At 74.9% G+C, this 14,733-nt stretch carries 13 protein-coding genes and 1 tRNA gene; 6 read left to right on the top strand and 8 right to left on the bottom strand.

The window, feature by feature from the left end:
• Window positions 1-48: 48 nt before the first annotated feature.
• The 3 genes from ACT2CW_RS31975 to ACT2CW_RS31985 all read left to right on the top strand — a co-directional run bounded on the left by ACT2CW_RS31975 (window position 49) and on the right by ACT2CW_RS31985 (window position 3,281).
• Window positions 49-999: a GlxA family transcriptional regulator gene (locus ACT2CW_RS31975; RefSeq protein ID WP_164435939.1), complete on the top strand. Its 951-nt coding sequence runs from the start codon at window positions 49-51 to the stop codon at window positions 997-999.
• Between the two features lie 103 nt (window positions 1,000-1,102).
• Window positions 1,103-1,861: an SDR family NAD(P)-dependent oxidoreductase gene (locus tag ACT2CW_RS31980; protein ID WP_445519130.1), complete on the top strand. Its 759-nt coding sequence runs from the start codon at window positions 1,103-1,105 to the stop codon at window positions 1,859-1,861.
• A gap of 91 nt (window positions 1,862-1,952) precedes the next feature.
• Complete coding sequence (locus ACT2CW_RS31985) at window positions 1,953-3,281, top strand: nucleotide disphospho-sugar-binding domain-containing protein (RefSeq protein ID WP_445519131.1); 1,329 nt, start codon at window positions 1,953-1,955, stop codon at window positions 3,279-3,281.
• 129 nt (window positions 3,282-3,410) lie between these two features.
• On the opposite strand, the gene ACT2CW_RS31990 is transcribed toward ACT2CW_RS31985, so the two are convergent.
• The 7 genes from ACT2CW_RS31990 to ACT2CW_RS32020 all read right to left on the bottom strand — a co-directional run bounded on the left by ACT2CW_RS31990 (window position 3,411) and on the right by ACT2CW_RS32020 (window position 10,285).
• Window positions 3,411-3,484, bottom strand: a tRNA-Lys gene (locus ACT2CW_RS31990).
• A 56-nt stretch (window positions 3,485-3,540) separates the two neighbouring features.
• Window positions 3,541-4,158, bottom strand: a complete 618-nt coding sequence (locus ACT2CW_RS31995) for a bifunctional DNA primase/polymerase (RefSeq protein WP_445519132.1) — start codon at window positions 4,156-4,158, stop codon at window positions 3,541-3,543.
• Between the two features lie 114 nt (window positions 4,159-4,272).
• Entirely contained in the window at window positions 4,273-4,638 is a 366-nt protein-coding gene (locus ACT2CW_RS32000) for a hypothetical protein (protein ID WP_020871076.1), read from the bottom strand.
• Window positions 4,639-4,850: 212 nt separating this feature from the next.
• Window positions 4,851-6,233, bottom strand: coding sequence for an AAA family ATPase (locus tag ACT2CW_RS32005; RefSeq protein ID WP_445519210.1), 1,383 nt, complete (start codon window positions 6,231-6,233; stop codon window positions 4,851-4,853).
• Window positions 6,233-7,930, bottom strand: coding sequence for a hypothetical protein (locus tag ACT2CW_RS32010; RefSeq protein ID WP_445519133.1), 1,698 nt, complete (start codon window positions 7,928-7,930; stop codon window positions 6,233-6,235). The genes ACT2CW_RS32005 and ACT2CW_RS32010 overlap by 1 nt, the downstream gene beginning before the upstream one ends.
• On the bottom strand, window positions 7,921-9,237 hold the full coding sequence (locus ACT2CW_RS32015) for a hypothetical protein (RefSeq protein ID WP_445519134.1): 1,317 nt from the start codon (window positions 9,235-9,237) through the stop codon (window positions 7,921-7,923). The genes ACT2CW_RS32010 and ACT2CW_RS32015 overlap by 10 nt, the downstream gene beginning before the upstream one ends.
• 31 nt (window positions 9,238-9,268) lie before the next feature.
• Window positions 9,269-10,285, bottom strand: a complete 1,017-nt coding sequence (locus tag ACT2CW_RS32020; RefSeq protein ID WP_445519135.1) for a phosphatase PAP2 family protein — start codon at window positions 10,283-10,285, stop codon at window positions 9,269-9,271.
• Window positions 10,286-10,595: 310 nt separating this feature from the next.
• Here ACT2CW_RS32020 and ACT2CW_RS32025 point away from each other — a divergent pair, with 310 nt between their 5' ends.
• Window positions 10,596-11,189: a histidine phosphatase family protein gene (locus tag ACT2CW_RS32025; RefSeq protein WP_445519136.1), complete on the top strand. Its 594-nt coding sequence runs from the start codon at window positions 10,596-10,598 to the stop codon at window positions 11,187-11,189.
• Window positions 11,190-11,258: 69 nt separating this feature from the next.
• On the opposite strand, the gene ACT2CW_RS32030 is transcribed toward ACT2CW_RS32025, so the two are convergent.
• Entirely contained in the window at window positions 11,259-12,704 is a 1,446-nt protein-coding gene (locus ACT2CW_RS32030) for a tetratricopeptide repeat protein (RefSeq protein ID WP_445519137.1), read from the bottom strand.
• Between the two features lie 204 nt (window positions 12,705-12,908).
• On the opposite strand from ACT2CW_RS32030, the gene ACT2CW_RS32035 reads away from it, so the two are divergent.
• Together ACT2CW_RS32035 and ACT2CW_RS32040 are read left to right on the top strand one after the other, a co-directional pair.
• Complete coding sequence (locus ACT2CW_RS32035; protein WP_445519138.1) at window positions 12,909-13,505, top strand: hypothetical protein; 597 nt, start codon at window positions 12,909-12,911, stop codon at window positions 13,503-13,505.
• Window positions 13,506-13,545: 40 nt separating this feature from the next.
• A complete protein-coding gene (locus tag ACT2CW_RS32040) occupies window positions 13,546-14,436 on the top strand; it encodes a spermidine synthase (RefSeq protein ID WP_445519139.1) in 891 nt (296 codons plus the stop codon).
• The last annotated feature ends 297 nt before the right edge of the window (window positions 14,437-14,733 follow it).

The following is a 14,733-nucleotide window of genomic DNA, read 5'->3' on the forward strand; positions in this document are numbered from 1 at the left end:
CGCCACCCCGGCATTGGCGCAAAACCCCATACGGCCTAGGTTGAGGCCATGCACACTGTCGTGATCCTGGCGCTGGACCAGGTCATCGCCTTCGATCTGGCCACCCCGATCGAGGTGTTCACCCGCACCCGGCTGCCGGACGGCCGGGAGCCCTACCGGGTCCGGGTCTGTGCCCCCGCGCCCACCGTCGACGCCGGGGTGTTCGCCCTCCAGGCTCCGTACGGGCTCGAGGCGCTAGCCGAGGCCGACACCATCGTCGTGCCCGGCCGCGCCGACCCCCTGCTCCCGCTCCCCGACGAGGTGATCGAGGCGCTGCGGGACGCGGCCGCGCGGGGCACCCGTATCGCCTCGATCTGCTCCGGGGCCTTCGTCCTCGCCGCCACCGGGCTGCTCGACGGACTCCGGGCCACCACGCACTGGCTCGGCGGCGCGCTGCTCGCCGAGCTCCATCCGAAGATCCAGGTCGACCCGGATGTGCTCTATGTGGACAACGGCCAGTTCCTCACCTCGGCGGGCGCCGCGGCCGGGCTCGATCTGTGTCTGCACATCATCCGGCGCGACCATGGCTCCGCCGTGGCCGCCGACGCCGCCCGGCTGTCCGTGATGCCCCTGGAACGGGAGGGCGGACAGGCCCAGTTCATCGTCCATGACCAGCCGCCCGTACCGCGCGGCTCGCTGTTCGAACCCCTGCTGCGGTGGATGGAGGACAACGCCGGACGGGACCTCACCCTCAACGAGATCGCCGCCCACGTCGGCATGAGCACCCGCACCCTCAACCGCCGCTTCCGGGAGCACACCGGGACCACCCCGCTCCAGTGGCTGCACCGCGCCCGGATCCGCCAGGCGCAGTATCTGCTGGAGGCCACCACCCACCCCGTGGAGCGCATCGCCGCCCAGGTGGGGTTCGGCTCGCCCACCTCCTTCCGGGACCGCTTCAAGCGCGTCGTCGGCACCAGCCCGCACAGCTATCGCTCCGCCTTCCAGCGAAACGCCGGATAGCCGCCGAGCGAGGCACCGGACGGGGTCGGGCGCGGGTCGAGGCGGGCTCGAGTCACGGCGGCGACCATGGCCTTCTCAGTGGGAACGACCGCGAGGAGCGCCCATGTTGGACCTCGGCCTTGAGGGGCGCACGGTCCTGGTCACCGGGGCCACCGGCGCCATCGGCAGCGCCGCCGCCCGCGCCTTCGCGGAGCAGGGCGCCCGGGTCGCGCTCGCCTTCCGGCACCGCCGCGAGGCCGCCGAGGAGCTGGCCGTCGAGCTGTCAGGACCGGATCGGGGCCGGGCCTTCGCCGTGCCGTACGCGCTGGACGACGCCGCGTCGCCGCGCTGGGTCGTGGCCGCCGTGGAGGAGCACTGGGGCGGGCTGGACGTGCTGGTGGCGGCCGCCCGGCGAAGGGGCGCGCGGCGTGAGCCGCACGCCCGGTTCGAGGACGTCCCGGAAGAGCACTGGCGGCCGCTGGTCGCCGACGCCTTCGCGCCCGCGATCCGCACCGTCCAGTGGGCCGTGGCCGGGATGCGGAAGCGCGGCTGGGGCCGGATCGCGCTGGTGACCCCGCCGCATGTGCCGGACGGCGACCCGGGCGGGGAGTTCCACGCGATCGCGCGGGCCGGGCTGGGGGGTCTGGTCCGCGGGCTGGTGGGCGAGGTGGGCGGGGATGGCGTGCTGATCAACGCCGTATGCCCCGGGCCCACCCCGCCCGACCGGCCGCCCACCGCCCCCGAGGGTTTCACCACGTGTTTCACCACGCCCGAGTCCTCCGCGACCGGCCCCGAGGACATCGCCCGCGCTCTCGTCTTCCTGTGCTCGGCGGCCAACGGCGCCATCACCGGCGAGACGCTGACGCTCGCGGGGCGCCGCTGAGCCCGCCGGCGGGTGTGAGGGGTCGGCTCGGTGTCATGTCCATCGTCCGGACGGGTCGGTCCGGCCCGCTCGACCTCCGCGGGAGGTGACCATGCGCGTCCTGTTCACGACCTGGGCCTCGGGCGCCCATCTCGTCCCCATGGTGCCGCTGGCCCGCGCCCTGCTCGAGGCCGGGCACCAGGTGCGGGTCGCGGTGCCGTCCGAGTGCGCGGCGGCCGTCGCCCGGACCGGCCTGGTGCCGGTGCAGATCGGCGCCCTGCCCATGGCGGTGGTCAGACCGCCGGACGCGGCGCGCCGACCGCGCGGCAGCTGGCCCACGGAATGGCCGGTGCGGCCCGCCGCGCTCACACCGGAGCAGCACGGCGTGCTGCGCGCGTGCGGCGACCGGCAGGTGCGGATCGCCGAGGCGATGGCCCAGGGCCTGGTGGCCTTCGCCCGCTGCTGGCAGCCGGAGCTGGTGGTGCATGACGCGGGCGCGTACGCGGGCACGGTGGCCGCGGGGGCGCTGGGCGTGCCCGCGGTCGGCCAGCTGTGGGGGAGCGCGGCCGTCCTGCGGCTGGACCGGCAGCGGCTCGAAGGCCCGCCGCTGCCCGGCTACGCCCGGCTGATGCGGCGTTACGGCGCCGATCCGGCGCGCGAGCCCGACCTGTGGCTCGACCCCTGCCCGCCGAGCCTCGCGCTGCCCTCGCGGGCGCGGCGGCTGCCGGTGCGCTTCGTGCCGCACGACGGGACGTCGCCGGACGAGACGCCGTCGCCGTACGAGGCCCGCCGCGCCTGGGCGCGCCCCGGGCACCAGGAGCAGCCCGGGCATCCCGGGCACCCTGGCCACCCCGGGCACCCCGGGCACCCAGGCCACTGGCGCCACACCGCCGCGTCGAACGGGCGGCGCGGATCGGACGGTGGCCCCAGGCGCTCCGGGCCGGTGCGGGTGTGCGCGGCGTGGGACGACGCCGGTGGCCCGCCGGACGCCGTACGGGCCGCGCTGTGGGCCGCCGAGGCACGGGGCGTGGAGGTCGTCCGGGTCGGAAGCGCCGCCGAGGGGCGGCCGCCCGCCGGGCCGCTGCACCGGGTGCTGCCGGGCTGCCGGGCACTGCTCCACCAGGGCGGGGGCGCGGCGATGCTGGCCGCCGCCATGGCCGGGGTGCCGCAGCTGGTCGTCGCGCCCCGCCTGGAGCACCAGCTGAACGGGGCGCGGCTGGCCCGGGCGGGCGCCGGGATGTATCTGCCCGCCGACGCGCTCGATGCCACCCGGCCCGGGGCGCGGGCGGCGGGCGCCCGGCTGGCCCTGGATCTGTTCACGCTGCTGGAGCAGCCCTCGTACGCCGTGGCGGCGCATGTCCTGCGCCGGGAGGCGCTCGCGATGCCCGGCCCGGACAGGGCGGTGAAGGCGGTCACCCGGCTCGTGGGCCCGGCGGTGTGAGTTCGCCGTCAGGCGCGTTCCGTGTCGCCGGGGTATGCGAAAGCCCCCGGTACGTGAAAGGCCCCGGTAGATGAAAGGTCCCGGTATGCGAAAGGCCCCCCACCGAGGTGAGGGGCCGTTCACTGTCTGTGCGCCGCCAGGGACTCGAACCCCGGACCCGCTGATTAAGAGTCAGCTGCTCTAACCAACTGAGCTAGCGGCGCCTGCTGACGTAGGAGACCTTAGCACCCGGACGCCACGGAGTGAAAATCGATAAGTTTCAGCCCGGAAATGCGGCGGGTGCGCAGGTCACGGCCGTGCTGACAAGATCACCACCGGCGGCGCGGGCCGCTCGCACACACGCCCACAGCAGCACCTCGGGGCCGGGCAGCCAGGGGCCGCGGACATCGGGCGCGACCAGCCAGCGCGGCGGCGGCATCGGGGCGACGCCGGATTCCGGGGCGTCGTGCTCCAGGGGCGCCGCCTCCTGCGGACCGGGGTCCGGCGGGAACAGCGGCGGCACGGTCACCGCGTCGCCCCGGCCGTAGCAGAGCAGCGGGGGAGCGGCCGCGCCCCACTCCTCCCAGCCGAGCAGTGCGGGCAGCCGCTGGGCGGTCCCCGGGGTGGCGAAGAGCATGACCCGGCCGCCCTGGGCCGCGACCGGTCCGGTGCCGGGCCCGTCGGTCCATAACCGGCCCACCACCCGGCGGCCGAAGAGCGCATCCATGCTGATCACGTCGAACGCCGTGCCGCACGGCAGGGTCACCGGGGCGGTCGGGGCAGCGGCCCACAGGGCCTGCACACCGCGCGGGGAGGCGCTGGCCGAGGCGAGCCAGTCCGCGCCCGCCGGGGTGACGAAGGCGGCGGTGTGAAGTGAGTCCTGCGGCGATCTGCTCATGTTTCCACCTTTACCGTCAGCGCGGACGGTGTAGAGAGATGAGACGAAACCGGGACATCGGATGGCGGTATCGGGTACCTTCCGCTCGCATATGCCCCGGGCTCACGCCTGCCGTCAGTCCAGCACCTCGCCGCCCCGCATCAGCTCACGACCGAATTCGACCATCTTCTTGGCGTAGTCCTCGGTCCACTCGGCACGCTCGGCGATCACGGCGGGGGTCAGCCGATCGAACCGCCTCGGGTCGGCGAGCTGCGCGGCCGCCATCGCCTGGAACTCCATGGCCCGGTCCGTCGCCGCGCGGAACGCCAGCACCAGCTCCGTCGAGCGGGACAGCAGCTCACGCGGGTCTTCGATCGACTCCAGGTCGAAGAAGTGCGCCTCGTCCGACGCGGCGGCGGCCGGTTCGAAGAGCAGGGGCGCGGGCTTCAGCCGCCGGGGCGCGGAGCCGTGCCGGCCGTGAGCCGAATCCGGCTCGGGCATGTGATCTCTCCTCCTGGCTCGTGAGACACGTACGGTTCGCGGGTCTTGCCGTCTCCATTGTCGCGCGTAGGGCAAGGGCGCCCCCGCCGTACGCCGCCGACCTGGGGTCTCTCCCCACCCCACCGCCCCCTGAACCATGGCCGCACCTCTCACCCCGATGACGCACCGTATGGCCAGGTCCTTATGACACCTGGGACGCCTCCCTCACGCCCTTACGGCTGCCATGCCACCCGGTGCTCGGCCAGGTGCGCCAGCACCGCGTGGTTGGCCTCCCAGCCGTCCGGGAACTTCACCGTGACGCCCAGCTGCACCGGCTCCGTGGACGGATGCTCGTCCAGCAGCTCGGCCACCCCCGCCCGGCACACCACCACACACGCCTGCCGGTGCCGCGACGCCAGTACGCACAGCCGCCCCGTCTCCAGGTGGAAGGCCGTGGCGTCCGGCCGCCCCGACAGCGGGTGCAGCACGACCGTGACATCGAACTCACGCCCTTGGAGGCGATTGGCGGTGTCGACGGTGACGCCGGAGACCCCGAGCCCCGCCAGCGCCGCTCGGATCGCCGCCGCCTGGTCCCGGTGCGCCGTGCCCACCGCGATCCGGTCCGCCGCGACCGGCTGCGGCTCGTCGGACCGCTCGCTGACCGCCACCGCGCCGCGGTCCAGCAGCCGCCGCACCACCTGGGCCACGGCCGCCACCGCCTCCGGGTCGGTGCGCGGGGTGCGCCGGGCGGGCAGCTCAAGCAGCCCCCAACCGGACGCGGCGGCCTCGTCCAGCACCCGGTCCGGGCCCGAGCCGTCGGAGGCCACCCCGAAGCTCAGCCGCCGCTCGCCGTGTCCGGTGCCGCTGCGGAAGGGGGTGTACGGATAAAACGCGTGCGAGACCAGCGGCGCGGCCGAGGCCGGGAGCCGCCAGGAGACCGGCAGCCGGTGCTGCGGAAGCCGCGGATTGTGGGCGAGCAGGGTGGTGACCGCGCTCGCCGACGGGTCGTACGAAAGCCCCGCCCACTGGTCGGCGCCGACCACGCTGAACGGGTCCAGCTGCCCGGGGTCGCCCACGAACAGCGCCCGCTCGAACAGCCCGGCGACCGCCAGCAGCGCGTCGGAGCGCATCTGGTACGCCTCGTCCACGATCGCGTGCCGCCACGGCTCGACGTGTTTGATGTGCGCCCACTTCGCGGCCGTGGAGACCACGATGTCGAGCCCGGCGAGGTCGGCGATCTTCGCGGAGGCGCGGACCGACTCATGGCCGTCGAGCACCGGGTCGTACGGATGCGGATCGCTGCTGTGCAGCCGTCCCACCGGGAGATCGGGGTCCGCCGTGGCCAGCCGGTCCACCAGATCGTCCACCTGGGCGTTGGTCTGCGCGACCACCATCAGCGGCCGCCCGGCGGCGGCCAGCTCCCGCGCCGCCCGCACCACCAGGGTCGACTTGCCCGCACCGGGCGGGGAGTCCACGACGACGCCGCGGTCCGCTCCGTGCAGCGTGTCGTGCAGGATCGCCTCGGTGGCGCGCGCCGCGGCGGCCGACGGGTCGAACGGCTCGCCCGCGCGGGCACGGCCCGGGTGGGCCGCGGCGGCGGCCGGGTCCGCGCCGATCACAGATAGTCCTCCTCGGTCATCGGGTCGGGCTGGGGGCCCTGGGCCGGGGCGGCGGCGTCCGGCGGGCCGCCGTGGGTCCATGGGGTGCTCTCCGCGTCGGGCAGCTCGGGGCCGCCGCGCGGGGCGTGCTCGAACAGCGTCCAGCACACCCGGTCGCCCTTCTCGGGCACCGTGCCCGGCTCGGGCTGCTTGCCCCGGCCCATCCCGCCGGTCAGCCGCACCACCAGGGCACGACCCGGGGCGTGCGCGTCGCCCGAGGCGTGCGCGTCGCCCGGGCCGCCCGTATCGCCCGGACCGCCCACGACATCGGCTCCGGCGGCCTCGCCGGGCCCGTCGGCACCGTCCAGGTCCGCGAGACCGGCGAACTCCCCGCTCTGCGCCCTGCCGTCGGCCGTGACCCGGTGCAGCTTGACCCGCTCGGCCAGGTGCGGACGGTCCTCGGTGCGGATCGTGACCAGCGGGCGCGGGCGCGGCACCTTCGCGTCCGACCAGGCCATCTCCACATCGATCACCTCGCCCGCGAACGCCTCGCCGGCCAGCCGCCGCTCCGCCATGACCAGCGGATCGTCCAGCGCCTCATGGGCGTCCAGCTGGGCCTGCGCGGTCTCGCGCGCGGCGAGCTTCTGCGCCGCCGTCACCGCGTCGTCCAGCTTGGGCTGCGGTGGCTCCCCGGCCCGGACCCGGTCCCGGTGGCCGGTGTACGACCAGCGGTCCCGCTTCCAGCGGTCGGCCACCCGCGCGCCCTCCGGGAGGGCGCGCAGCAGATCCACCCCGTGCCACAGCGCGTCCCAGGTGGGCCGCAGCTGCGACTCGATCAGCCCGCGCAGCTCCGCCTCGGCGAGCCGCAGCCGTGCCGCGCCCCCGGCCACGCCCTGTGACGCCTCGGCACGGGCCGCGTCATAGCGGGACATCGCCGGGGCCAGCAGCTTGGCGTCGAAGGCGGGGTCGGTGGACGGTCCGGCGGGCGGGCAGCGCAACTGGCCCCCCTCGTCCCGCTCCGACTCCGCCCGCAGCGCCGCCTCCGCGCCCGGCACGCCCTCCGGCGGGTCGATCCAGGCCAGCAGCGAGCCCAGGTGCTGATCCTCGAGATTGCTCTGCCCGGTCGCCCAGTGACGGCTCAGCAGCTCGGTGAGCGACAGCAGCAGACAGGAGCCGGGCACCCGGGCCCGCTCCCCGTAGTGGGTCAGCCAGCGGCCCAGCAGCGGAACGCGCGCGGGCGCGGGGAACGGCGTCTCCGGGTCCTGCTCGGCGGTCCGCCGGAACCGCATCGACCGGCCCAGCAGCCGTACGAACGCCACGCCCGCGGCGCTGGGCACCAGCAGCTGCGGCGCGTCCTGGCAGAGCTCGACCTGGACCGGCACCTTCTTACCGGTCTCCGGATCGGTCTCCTTGCGCTCCTCCAACTCGACCTCGTCCCCGTACGAGTCCAGATACGGCTGGATCTCCTCGGCGAGCTCGGCGAGGAACGCGAACCGCAGGTCGCGGTCGCGCGGCTGGGCCACGATCAGCAGCCGCGGCGCGTCCCGGTCGGTGCCCACCAGCGCCCCGAGCGGCGCCCCCGCCTCGCCGGCGGTGGTGAGCGGGACGAACGCCAGCGGACGCTGCGACAGATGGCGGTGGCGCACGGTGGTCAGGGGCTGGGCCCGCCCCTCCCGGATCGCCTCCATCCGGGCCAGGGTGGTGATCAGCGACATGCCACCGCCTCGGGGCGGGACGCGAGCGCCTCGGCGCGCAGGGCCGCCGCGCGGCGCAGGGCGTCCACGGCGGGGTCACCGGTGGGCGCCTCGTCGGCGGGGCCGTTCATGGCGGCCGTAAGGACGGCGTCCACGGTGGTGAGCCCGCCCAGCTCGCCCCGGACGCCACGGCCCAGCGCCTCGACCTGTCCCGCCGCGCGGGACCGCGTCCGGCAGTGGGCGGCCAGCTCGCACGTGGACAGGCACTCCGGCGCGTACGCCGCGTCCACCGCGTCCACGGCGGCCGTGAGCTCCTCGACCGGCCGGGTCGGGTTCCGGCCGTCGTCGGTGAGCCGGAGGTCGAAGGTGGTGCCCTCGGGGAGGGCGGCGGCGATCTCCTCGATCCGGGTCAGCCGGTCCAGCTGCCGCCGGGTGACCGCCAGCTGCTTGCGCACATCGACCAGTTCGGCGGTCGGCAGGTTGGAGAAGTCCTTGGGGCAGACGAGCAGCACCTGATGCCGCACCCGGGCCCGTACGGAAGCGGCCTCCGCCGGGGCCACCGAGCCCTCCCGCGCCGCCGTTTCGGCCGGGTCCGCCGAGGTTGCCGCCTCCCTCGTCCCAGCCGGGGCCGCCGCGTCCGCCGTCATCGCCGCGCTCGCCGTCTCCGCGACATCCACGGCCTCCACCGCCTCCGCGGCCTCCACCGCATCCACGGCCTCCACCGCCTCCGCGGTGTCGCTGCCGCCCTCCGGCGGCCGGCCGATCATCGACGCCACCCGCTCCAGCGCCAGCGTGTAGACCGCCGACTGCCGGGCGGCCGCGCCCACCTTGGCCGGGTCGGCGGAGCCGTCCACCATCGGGAAGGACTTGATCTCGATGACCGTCCACGACCCGTCGGGGTGCACCACGACCGCGTCCGGCTCCAGGAAGGCGGGTGAGCCCGCGACGTCCAGGCTCACCATCGGATGGTCCAGCAGCGCCCAGCGCCCCGCCTCCGTGGCCTCCCGCAGCGCGAGCGCCGTACGGGCCGTGCGGCCCTGCGGCCCGGGCGCGGTCAGATCGGGGGTCGCGACGGCGCCGGGGCCGGGCGGCTCCGAGCCGTCGCGCAGCCGCTCGTGCAGCAGCCGCACCAGATCCGCGCCGCCGTCGGCCTTGACCCGGGCCTCGAAGGAATTGCCGCGCTGATGCGCGAACTGCGACTGGCCGAAGTTCGCGGGAGCCCCCAGGGCCTGCGCCAGCGCGCCCTTGTCGACCCCGGCCCCGTCCAGCAGCGCGCGGCGGCGGCAGCCCGGATTGGCGGCCAGCGCCGCCAGCGCTCGGGCGTCCATCGGACGGGGAGCGGTGGCCGGGCCGCGCAGCTCAGCGAGCCGCTGCCGGAGCCCCGTCGTCTGCCGTGGAGGTCGCGCCGCCCCGGCCGCCGCTACCGGCACCGGCACCGGCTCCCCGGCCGCCGTCGTCCGCGGCACCGTCGGTGCGTTGCCTGTCCGCGCCCCTGCCCTGCTGTCGGGGGATCCGTTCCCGTTCACGCGCCGAAGTCTCGCACTTGTCACCGACATTCGCGGGCACACCCGCGTTTCGGGAGGTGACGGGGGCCTCCTGGACCGGGCGCAGCCTGGCGCGCAAGGTCTCCGTGAGGCGCAGCGCCGGGCCCGCCAGCAGCGCCCCGAGCCCCATGGTGGCCACGCCGGCGGCTGCGTCCAGGAAGTAGTGGTTGGCGGTGCCCATCACCACGAGCGTGATCGCCAGCGGATAGCCGACCGCGAGGACCTTGGTCCACATCGAGCGCCCGTGCCGCCACAGGGCGACGCCGCACCACAGCGCCCACCCCACATGGAGGCTGGGCATCGCCGCGTACTGGTTGGTCAGCCCGCCGAGCCCGCGCGGTGCGCTGGCGTCGCCGCCCCACCAGCCGTACGAGCCGTACTGCGCCATGGTGTCCACGAAGCCGTGGCTCGCGTCCAGGAGCCGTGGCGGGCACGTCGGCAGCAGGGTGAAGCCGATGAGTCCGATGACCGTGGAGACCAGCAGCCAGGTGCGCAGAAAGCGGTAGTCCGACGCCTTACGGCGCTTCCACAGCCACATCAGGATGACCGGGGTGAGGACGTAGTGCAGCGAGGCGTAGGCGAAGTCCGCCGGTATGCCTATGACCGCGTTGGTGGTGAAGAGGTCGTTCAGCGGCGACTCGAAGTCGATGTTCAGACGCTGTTCGAAATGGAGGATCGCCAGACCGTGGTCGACGGCGGTGGACACATCGCCGCGGGCCAGGAGCCGACCGGCCGAGTACGCGGCGTACACCACCGCTATGAGCGGCAGTTCGGTCCACCAACGGGGCCGACTGCCCGGTGCTGCTCCGGCACGGGGCACGGTGTGGGGCATTCGGACGCTCTCCAAAGTTCAGGCGGCCAGAAAAAGGCGCGCGGTCAACCGTACGGTGTAGGCGAAGCGACCCACGCACCGCCCCCGTCCGCGAGCGCGCCCACTGTCGGGACCCCCCTGGCGGACTCGCGCGCAGCCTGGAAGACGCCAGGACTGACCCGGAGGTTGCCTGCCGATCACGTGCGCGATGATGGAGGGATGGTGATCGGCCATGTGCCGGTCCCGTGATGTGCACGAAACCGCAGGCAGCGACGTGTAATGGCGCACGGCGGCGCGGCGGTGCGGAACCGGTGAAAGAAGGCGCTGCCCCATGGCCCCACGCATCCTCCTGGCCCGGCACGGACAGACGCGGTGGTCGCTGGCCGGGAAGCACACCGGCCGTACGGACATCCCGCTGCTGGACGAGGGGCGGCGCGGCGCCGAACTGCTCGGCGGGCGGCTGCGCCACGGCCCCTGGGCGGGCCTCCCGGACGCCGAGGTGCGCACCAGCCCGCTGGTGCGGGCGAAGGAGACCTGCGCGCTGGCGGGCTTCGGCGACCGGGCGCGGGAGTGGGACGCGCTCCTGGAGTGGGACTACGGCGCGTACGAGGGGATGACCCCCGCCGAGATCAAGGCCATCCGGCCGGACTGGCTCATCTGGCGCGACGGGGTGCCCGAGGGCGAGTCGATCGCCTCGATCGGGGCGCGGGCCGACGAGGTCGTGGAGTGGGCGCGCTCGGCCGACCGCGATGTGCTGGTCTTCGCGCACGGCCACATCCTGCGGACGCTGGGCGCCCGTTGGCTCGGCCATGAGGTCTCCTTCGCCGCCCGTATCCGGCTCGATCCCACGTCCCTGTCGGTGCTCGGCTGGGCGTACGGCGAGCCCGCCATCGAGCGCTGGAACGACACCGGCCATCTCGACTGAACCGGCCATTGCACCGGCCACTGAACCGCCCATCGAACCGGTCATCCCGACCGAGGGCCCGAACCGGCGTCAGACCGGGCTGGTGAGGCCGGTCGGCTCGGGACGGGCGGCGGCCTCGGGGCGCGCGGCCGTCTCATAGCGGGCGAGGAAGTCCGCGACCGCCGCATCGCGACCGTAAGGACGAAGTATCCGGGCCGTGTCGTCGAGCATCCGGCGGATCCGCGACGACTTCACCTGGTCCAGCAGGCCGAGCGCCCGGCCGGCCGAGGCGGCGGCCGCGTCCGGTGCGCCGTCCGCCACCAGATCGCTGGCCAGCTCCGTGGTGAACAGCGCGATATTGCGGGTGAAGTGGGGGTTCTGGAGGGCCACCGCGCGCCGCGCGTGCTCCACGGCGCGTTTCCAGTCGCCGAGCGCCGACCAGCACTGCGCCTCAAGACCCTCCAGTTCGGCCTCCCCGAAGAAGCTCATCCACTCGGGGTCGGCGTCGCAGGGCCCGCGCCCGAACAGCGTCCGGGCGCGCAGCAGCGCCCGCTCACAGCCGCCCCGGTCGGTCAGCCAGGCGAGCCCCCCGGCCTCGCGCAGCGCGAGCAGCGACAGCAGCCGTGGCGAGGCGAGCCGCTCGGCGACCCGCTGGGCCGCCTGTGCCGCCCTTACGGCCTCGCGGGGGTGTCCGGCGTCGCGGGCGAGGAAGGCGGTGTTGCAGAACGCGTGCGCTTCCAGGGCGGCGTCGCCGGAGACCCGCGCGGTGGCCAGGGCCTCGGCGTAGTGGGACCGCGCGTCGGACAGCCGCCCGGAGTCATGGGCCAGCCAGCCCACCGAGATGGCCAGTTCGCCCGCGCCCGCGAAGAGCCGCTCGGCGATCGAGCGGCTGTAGCCGCCCGCGTCGAGCAGCGCGTAGGCGGCGCTCAGCGGTTTGGCGGTGTGTGCGTAGAGGGGGTCGGCGCCGTGCCGGTCGTCCAGCACCCGGATCCGCCGTACGGCCTCCTCCACGGCGGCGGCCTCGGCCTCGCCCACCCGCCGCCCGGTCCGCCGGGGCGGCGTCCCGGCCCGGGGCGCGGCGGCCACGGCGGCGGCCGCCGCCCCACCGGCCACCGCCGCCCCGCCGGCCATGAACGAGCGGCGCAGCAGTTCGCTCTCCTCGAAGATGTCGACGGACCCCTTGCCCTGGGGCTCCCAGGGCCCGGGGCGCGGGCCGGGTAAGGGGACGGGGACGGGAGGGCCCGCGGGGCCGCGCGCCTGGTGGCCGCGTACCGACTCACGGGAGGCGAAGCCGAGATCCGTAAGGGTGCGGCCGGGGAACATATGGCGGAAGACCCGCTCGTACGCGTAGTTGGGGCAGCGGATCGCCCCCGACTCGACACGGCCGATATAGCGGGCGTCGCAGGAGACCTGCTCGCCGATCTCACGGGCGGCACGACGCACGGACGCCGCGAACTCGGAGGGCGAGAGCTGTCCGCGCAGTCGGCGGAACGCGGTGTTCGGCCGGGGCGGCGGGGGCTCTGGAAGCGGCGTCATCTGAGCCTCTCCCTTGGTGATGCCAGGTGGGCGGGGGAGAACCGTACCGGCTGTGAGATCCACGACACTCGGAGATTTCCGGCAAATGTGACGTCTCGCCCACGATCTGCCATGAACTGCCATCCTTTACGGCGGCATTCGGCCGTAGCCGTTGACACCGCCGCGCGTTGAACCAGGTGCTACCCGATGAAGAGGGAGGTCGGAGTGGATACCAGCCGCTCACGGACGACTGCCCAGCACCCCCAGCACCCCCAGCGCCAGGACTGCGATCTCGTCACCGTGCCCGCCCGCCAGGGGCTGGAGGCGGTGGACATCCTGCGCCGTGCGTGCGACGGCCTCGGTCCGGTCCTGCATGACAACGCCTGCGACACCCTCGGCTTCCTGGTCCCGCCCGGTACGGCGGACGGCTGGGACCTGCCGGGCTCGGCGTGTACCCAGACATCCGGGCGCGGGATCCGGATAAATATCGGCTCCGGCACCGGCGCCCCCGCCGAGGCCGGAGACACCCGAACCGGAGACTCCGCGTCCGGAGACCTCCCCCACGGAAACAACGGACCCGGAGCCCCCGAATCCGAAGACACCGCGTCCGCAGACGGTGACTCCGGAGACGGTGACTCCGTAGGCACCGCATCCGGAGACGGCGCGTCCGGCGCGGCCGAGAACGAGGCCCCGCCGGGCATCGGCACCGGCTGGCTGGTGCCGCCCCACGCGGCGTACACGGTGGCGACCGACCCCGCCGAGCTCCGGGCGGCACTCGGTGAGGCGGCCCGCACGATCGAGGCCGTCGACCGCTGCCAGTGAGCCCCGGGGGCTGTCAGTGGTCGGCCCCATACTGGGACACATGGCGAAAGGCACGAACAAGCGAGCCGCGCGCGGGCGCGGAGCGGCGCGGGGACGCAGCCCCGAGCCGGTCACCGCATCCGTCGACGGGGGGCTCGCCGAGCTCGTGCCGGACCGGGACCGGCCGCGCGGCTGGACGCTGCTGCTCGACGGCAAGCCGCAGTCGCATGTGGACCTCGACGACCCCGCGTATCTCGACTTCGAGTACCAGCGCAGATTCGGCCATGTCGCCGATCTCGCCGCCCCTCCCGGCCGTCCCCTGCACGCGGTCCATCTGGGCGGCGGCGCCTTCACTCTCGCCCGCTATATAGCGGCCACACGCCCCCGCTCCACCCAGCAGGTCATCGAGATCGACGCCCCGCTCGTCCAGTTCGTCCGGCGTGAGCTGCCGCTGGACCCCGGCGACCGGATACGGGTGCGCGGCGCCGACGCCCGCGCCGGGCTCGCCAAGGTGCCCGACGGCTGGGCGGATCTGATCATCGCGGATGTCTTCAGCGGGGCCCGTACGCCCGCCCATCTCACCAGCGTGGAGTTCCTCGCCGAGGTGCGCCGCGCCCTGCGCCCGGACGGGTGCTACGCCGCGAATCTCGCCGACGGCCCGCCGCTGGCCCATCTGAAGGCCCAGATCGCCACCGCCCGCGCCGCCTTCGCCGAGGTGTGTCTGACCGCCGACCCCGCCCTGCTGCGCGGCCGCCGCTTCGGCAACGCCGTGCTGCTGGCCGCCGACCGCGAGCTGCCGCTGGCCGAGCTCACCCGCCGCGCCGCGAGCGATCCGCACCCCGCCCGAGTCGAACACGGCCGCGCCCTGGCGGACTTCACCGGCGGCGCACCCCCCGTCACCGACACCACCGCCGCCCCCTCCCCGCCCCCGCCACCCGCAGTCTTCGCCTGACCGTCCCGGCGGGTCTTTCCCCTCCCCGCCCCTTCCCGCAACCATGGGCTCCGCCCCTGGACCCCGGGATCTGGGGCGAAGCCCCGCCTTCCAGCCCCCTCCGGGGGCACCTCCCAGCGGTTGCTGGGGAAGTTCGAGGAGCGGGGCCCGGGGCGGAGCCCCACCATCCACCCCCTCCGGCGTTTGGCCTTCCAGCCCCTCCAGGGGGCACCTCCCAGCGGTAGCTGGGGGAGTTTGAGGAGCGGGGTCTGGGGCGGAGCCCCCCACGCGGCGGAGCCGCATATCGTCAGGTGTCGG

The sequence above is a fragment of the Streptomyces sp. NEAU-174 genome (assembly GCF_052665095.1).

What these genes read in the sequence shown, in the direction of transcription:
- ACT2CW_RS32020 (WP_445519135.1), bottom strand. Translation starts at nt 10,285, where the DNA reads ATGCCCCACACCGTGCCCCGTGCCGGAGCAGCACCGGGCAGTCGGCCC.
- ACT2CW_RS31985 (WP_445519131.1), top strand. Translation starts at nt 1,953, where the DNA reads ATGCGCGTCCTGTTCACGACCTGGGCCTCGGGCGCCCATCTCGTCCCC.
- ACT2CW_RS32025 (WP_445519136.1), top strand. Translation starts at nt 10,596, where the DNA reads ATGGCCCCACGCATCCTCCTGGCCCGGCACGGACAGACGCGGTGGTCG.
- ACT2CW_RS32040 (WP_445519139.1), top strand. Translation starts at nt 13,546, where the DNA reads ATGGCGAAAGGCACGAACAAGCGAGCCGCGCGCGGGCGCGGAGCGGCG.
- ACT2CW_RS31980 (WP_445519130.1), top strand. Translation starts at nt 1,103, where the DNA reads ATGTTGGACCTCGGCCTTGAGGGGCGCACGGTCCTGGTCACCGGGGCC.
- ACT2CW_RS32010 (WP_445519133.1), bottom strand. Translation starts at nt 7,930, where the DNA reads ATGTCGCTGATCACCACCCTGGCCCGGATGGAGGCGATCCGGGAGGGG.
- ACT2CW_RS32000 (WP_020871076.1), bottom strand. Translation starts at nt 4,638, where the DNA reads ATGCCCGAGCCGGATTCGGCTCACGGCCGGCACGGCTCCGCGCCCCGG.
- ACT2CW_RS32015 (WP_445519134.1), bottom strand. Translation starts at nt 9,237, where the DNA reads ATGGACGCCCGAGCGCTGGCGGCGCTGGCCGCCAATCCGGGCTGCCGC.
- ACT2CW_RS31995 (WP_445519132.1), bottom strand. Translation starts at nt 4,158, where the DNA reads ATGAGCAGATCGCCGCAGGACTCACTTCACACCGCCGCCTTCGTCACC.
- ACT2CW_RS31975 (WP_164435939.1), top strand. Translation starts at nt 49, where the DNA reads ATGCACACTGTCGTGATCCTGGCGCTGGACCAGGTCATCGCCTTCGAT.
- ACT2CW_RS32030 (WP_445519137.1), bottom strand. Translation starts at nt 12,704, where the DNA reads ATGACGCCGCTTCCAGAGCCCCCGCCGCCCCGGCCGAACACCGCGTTC.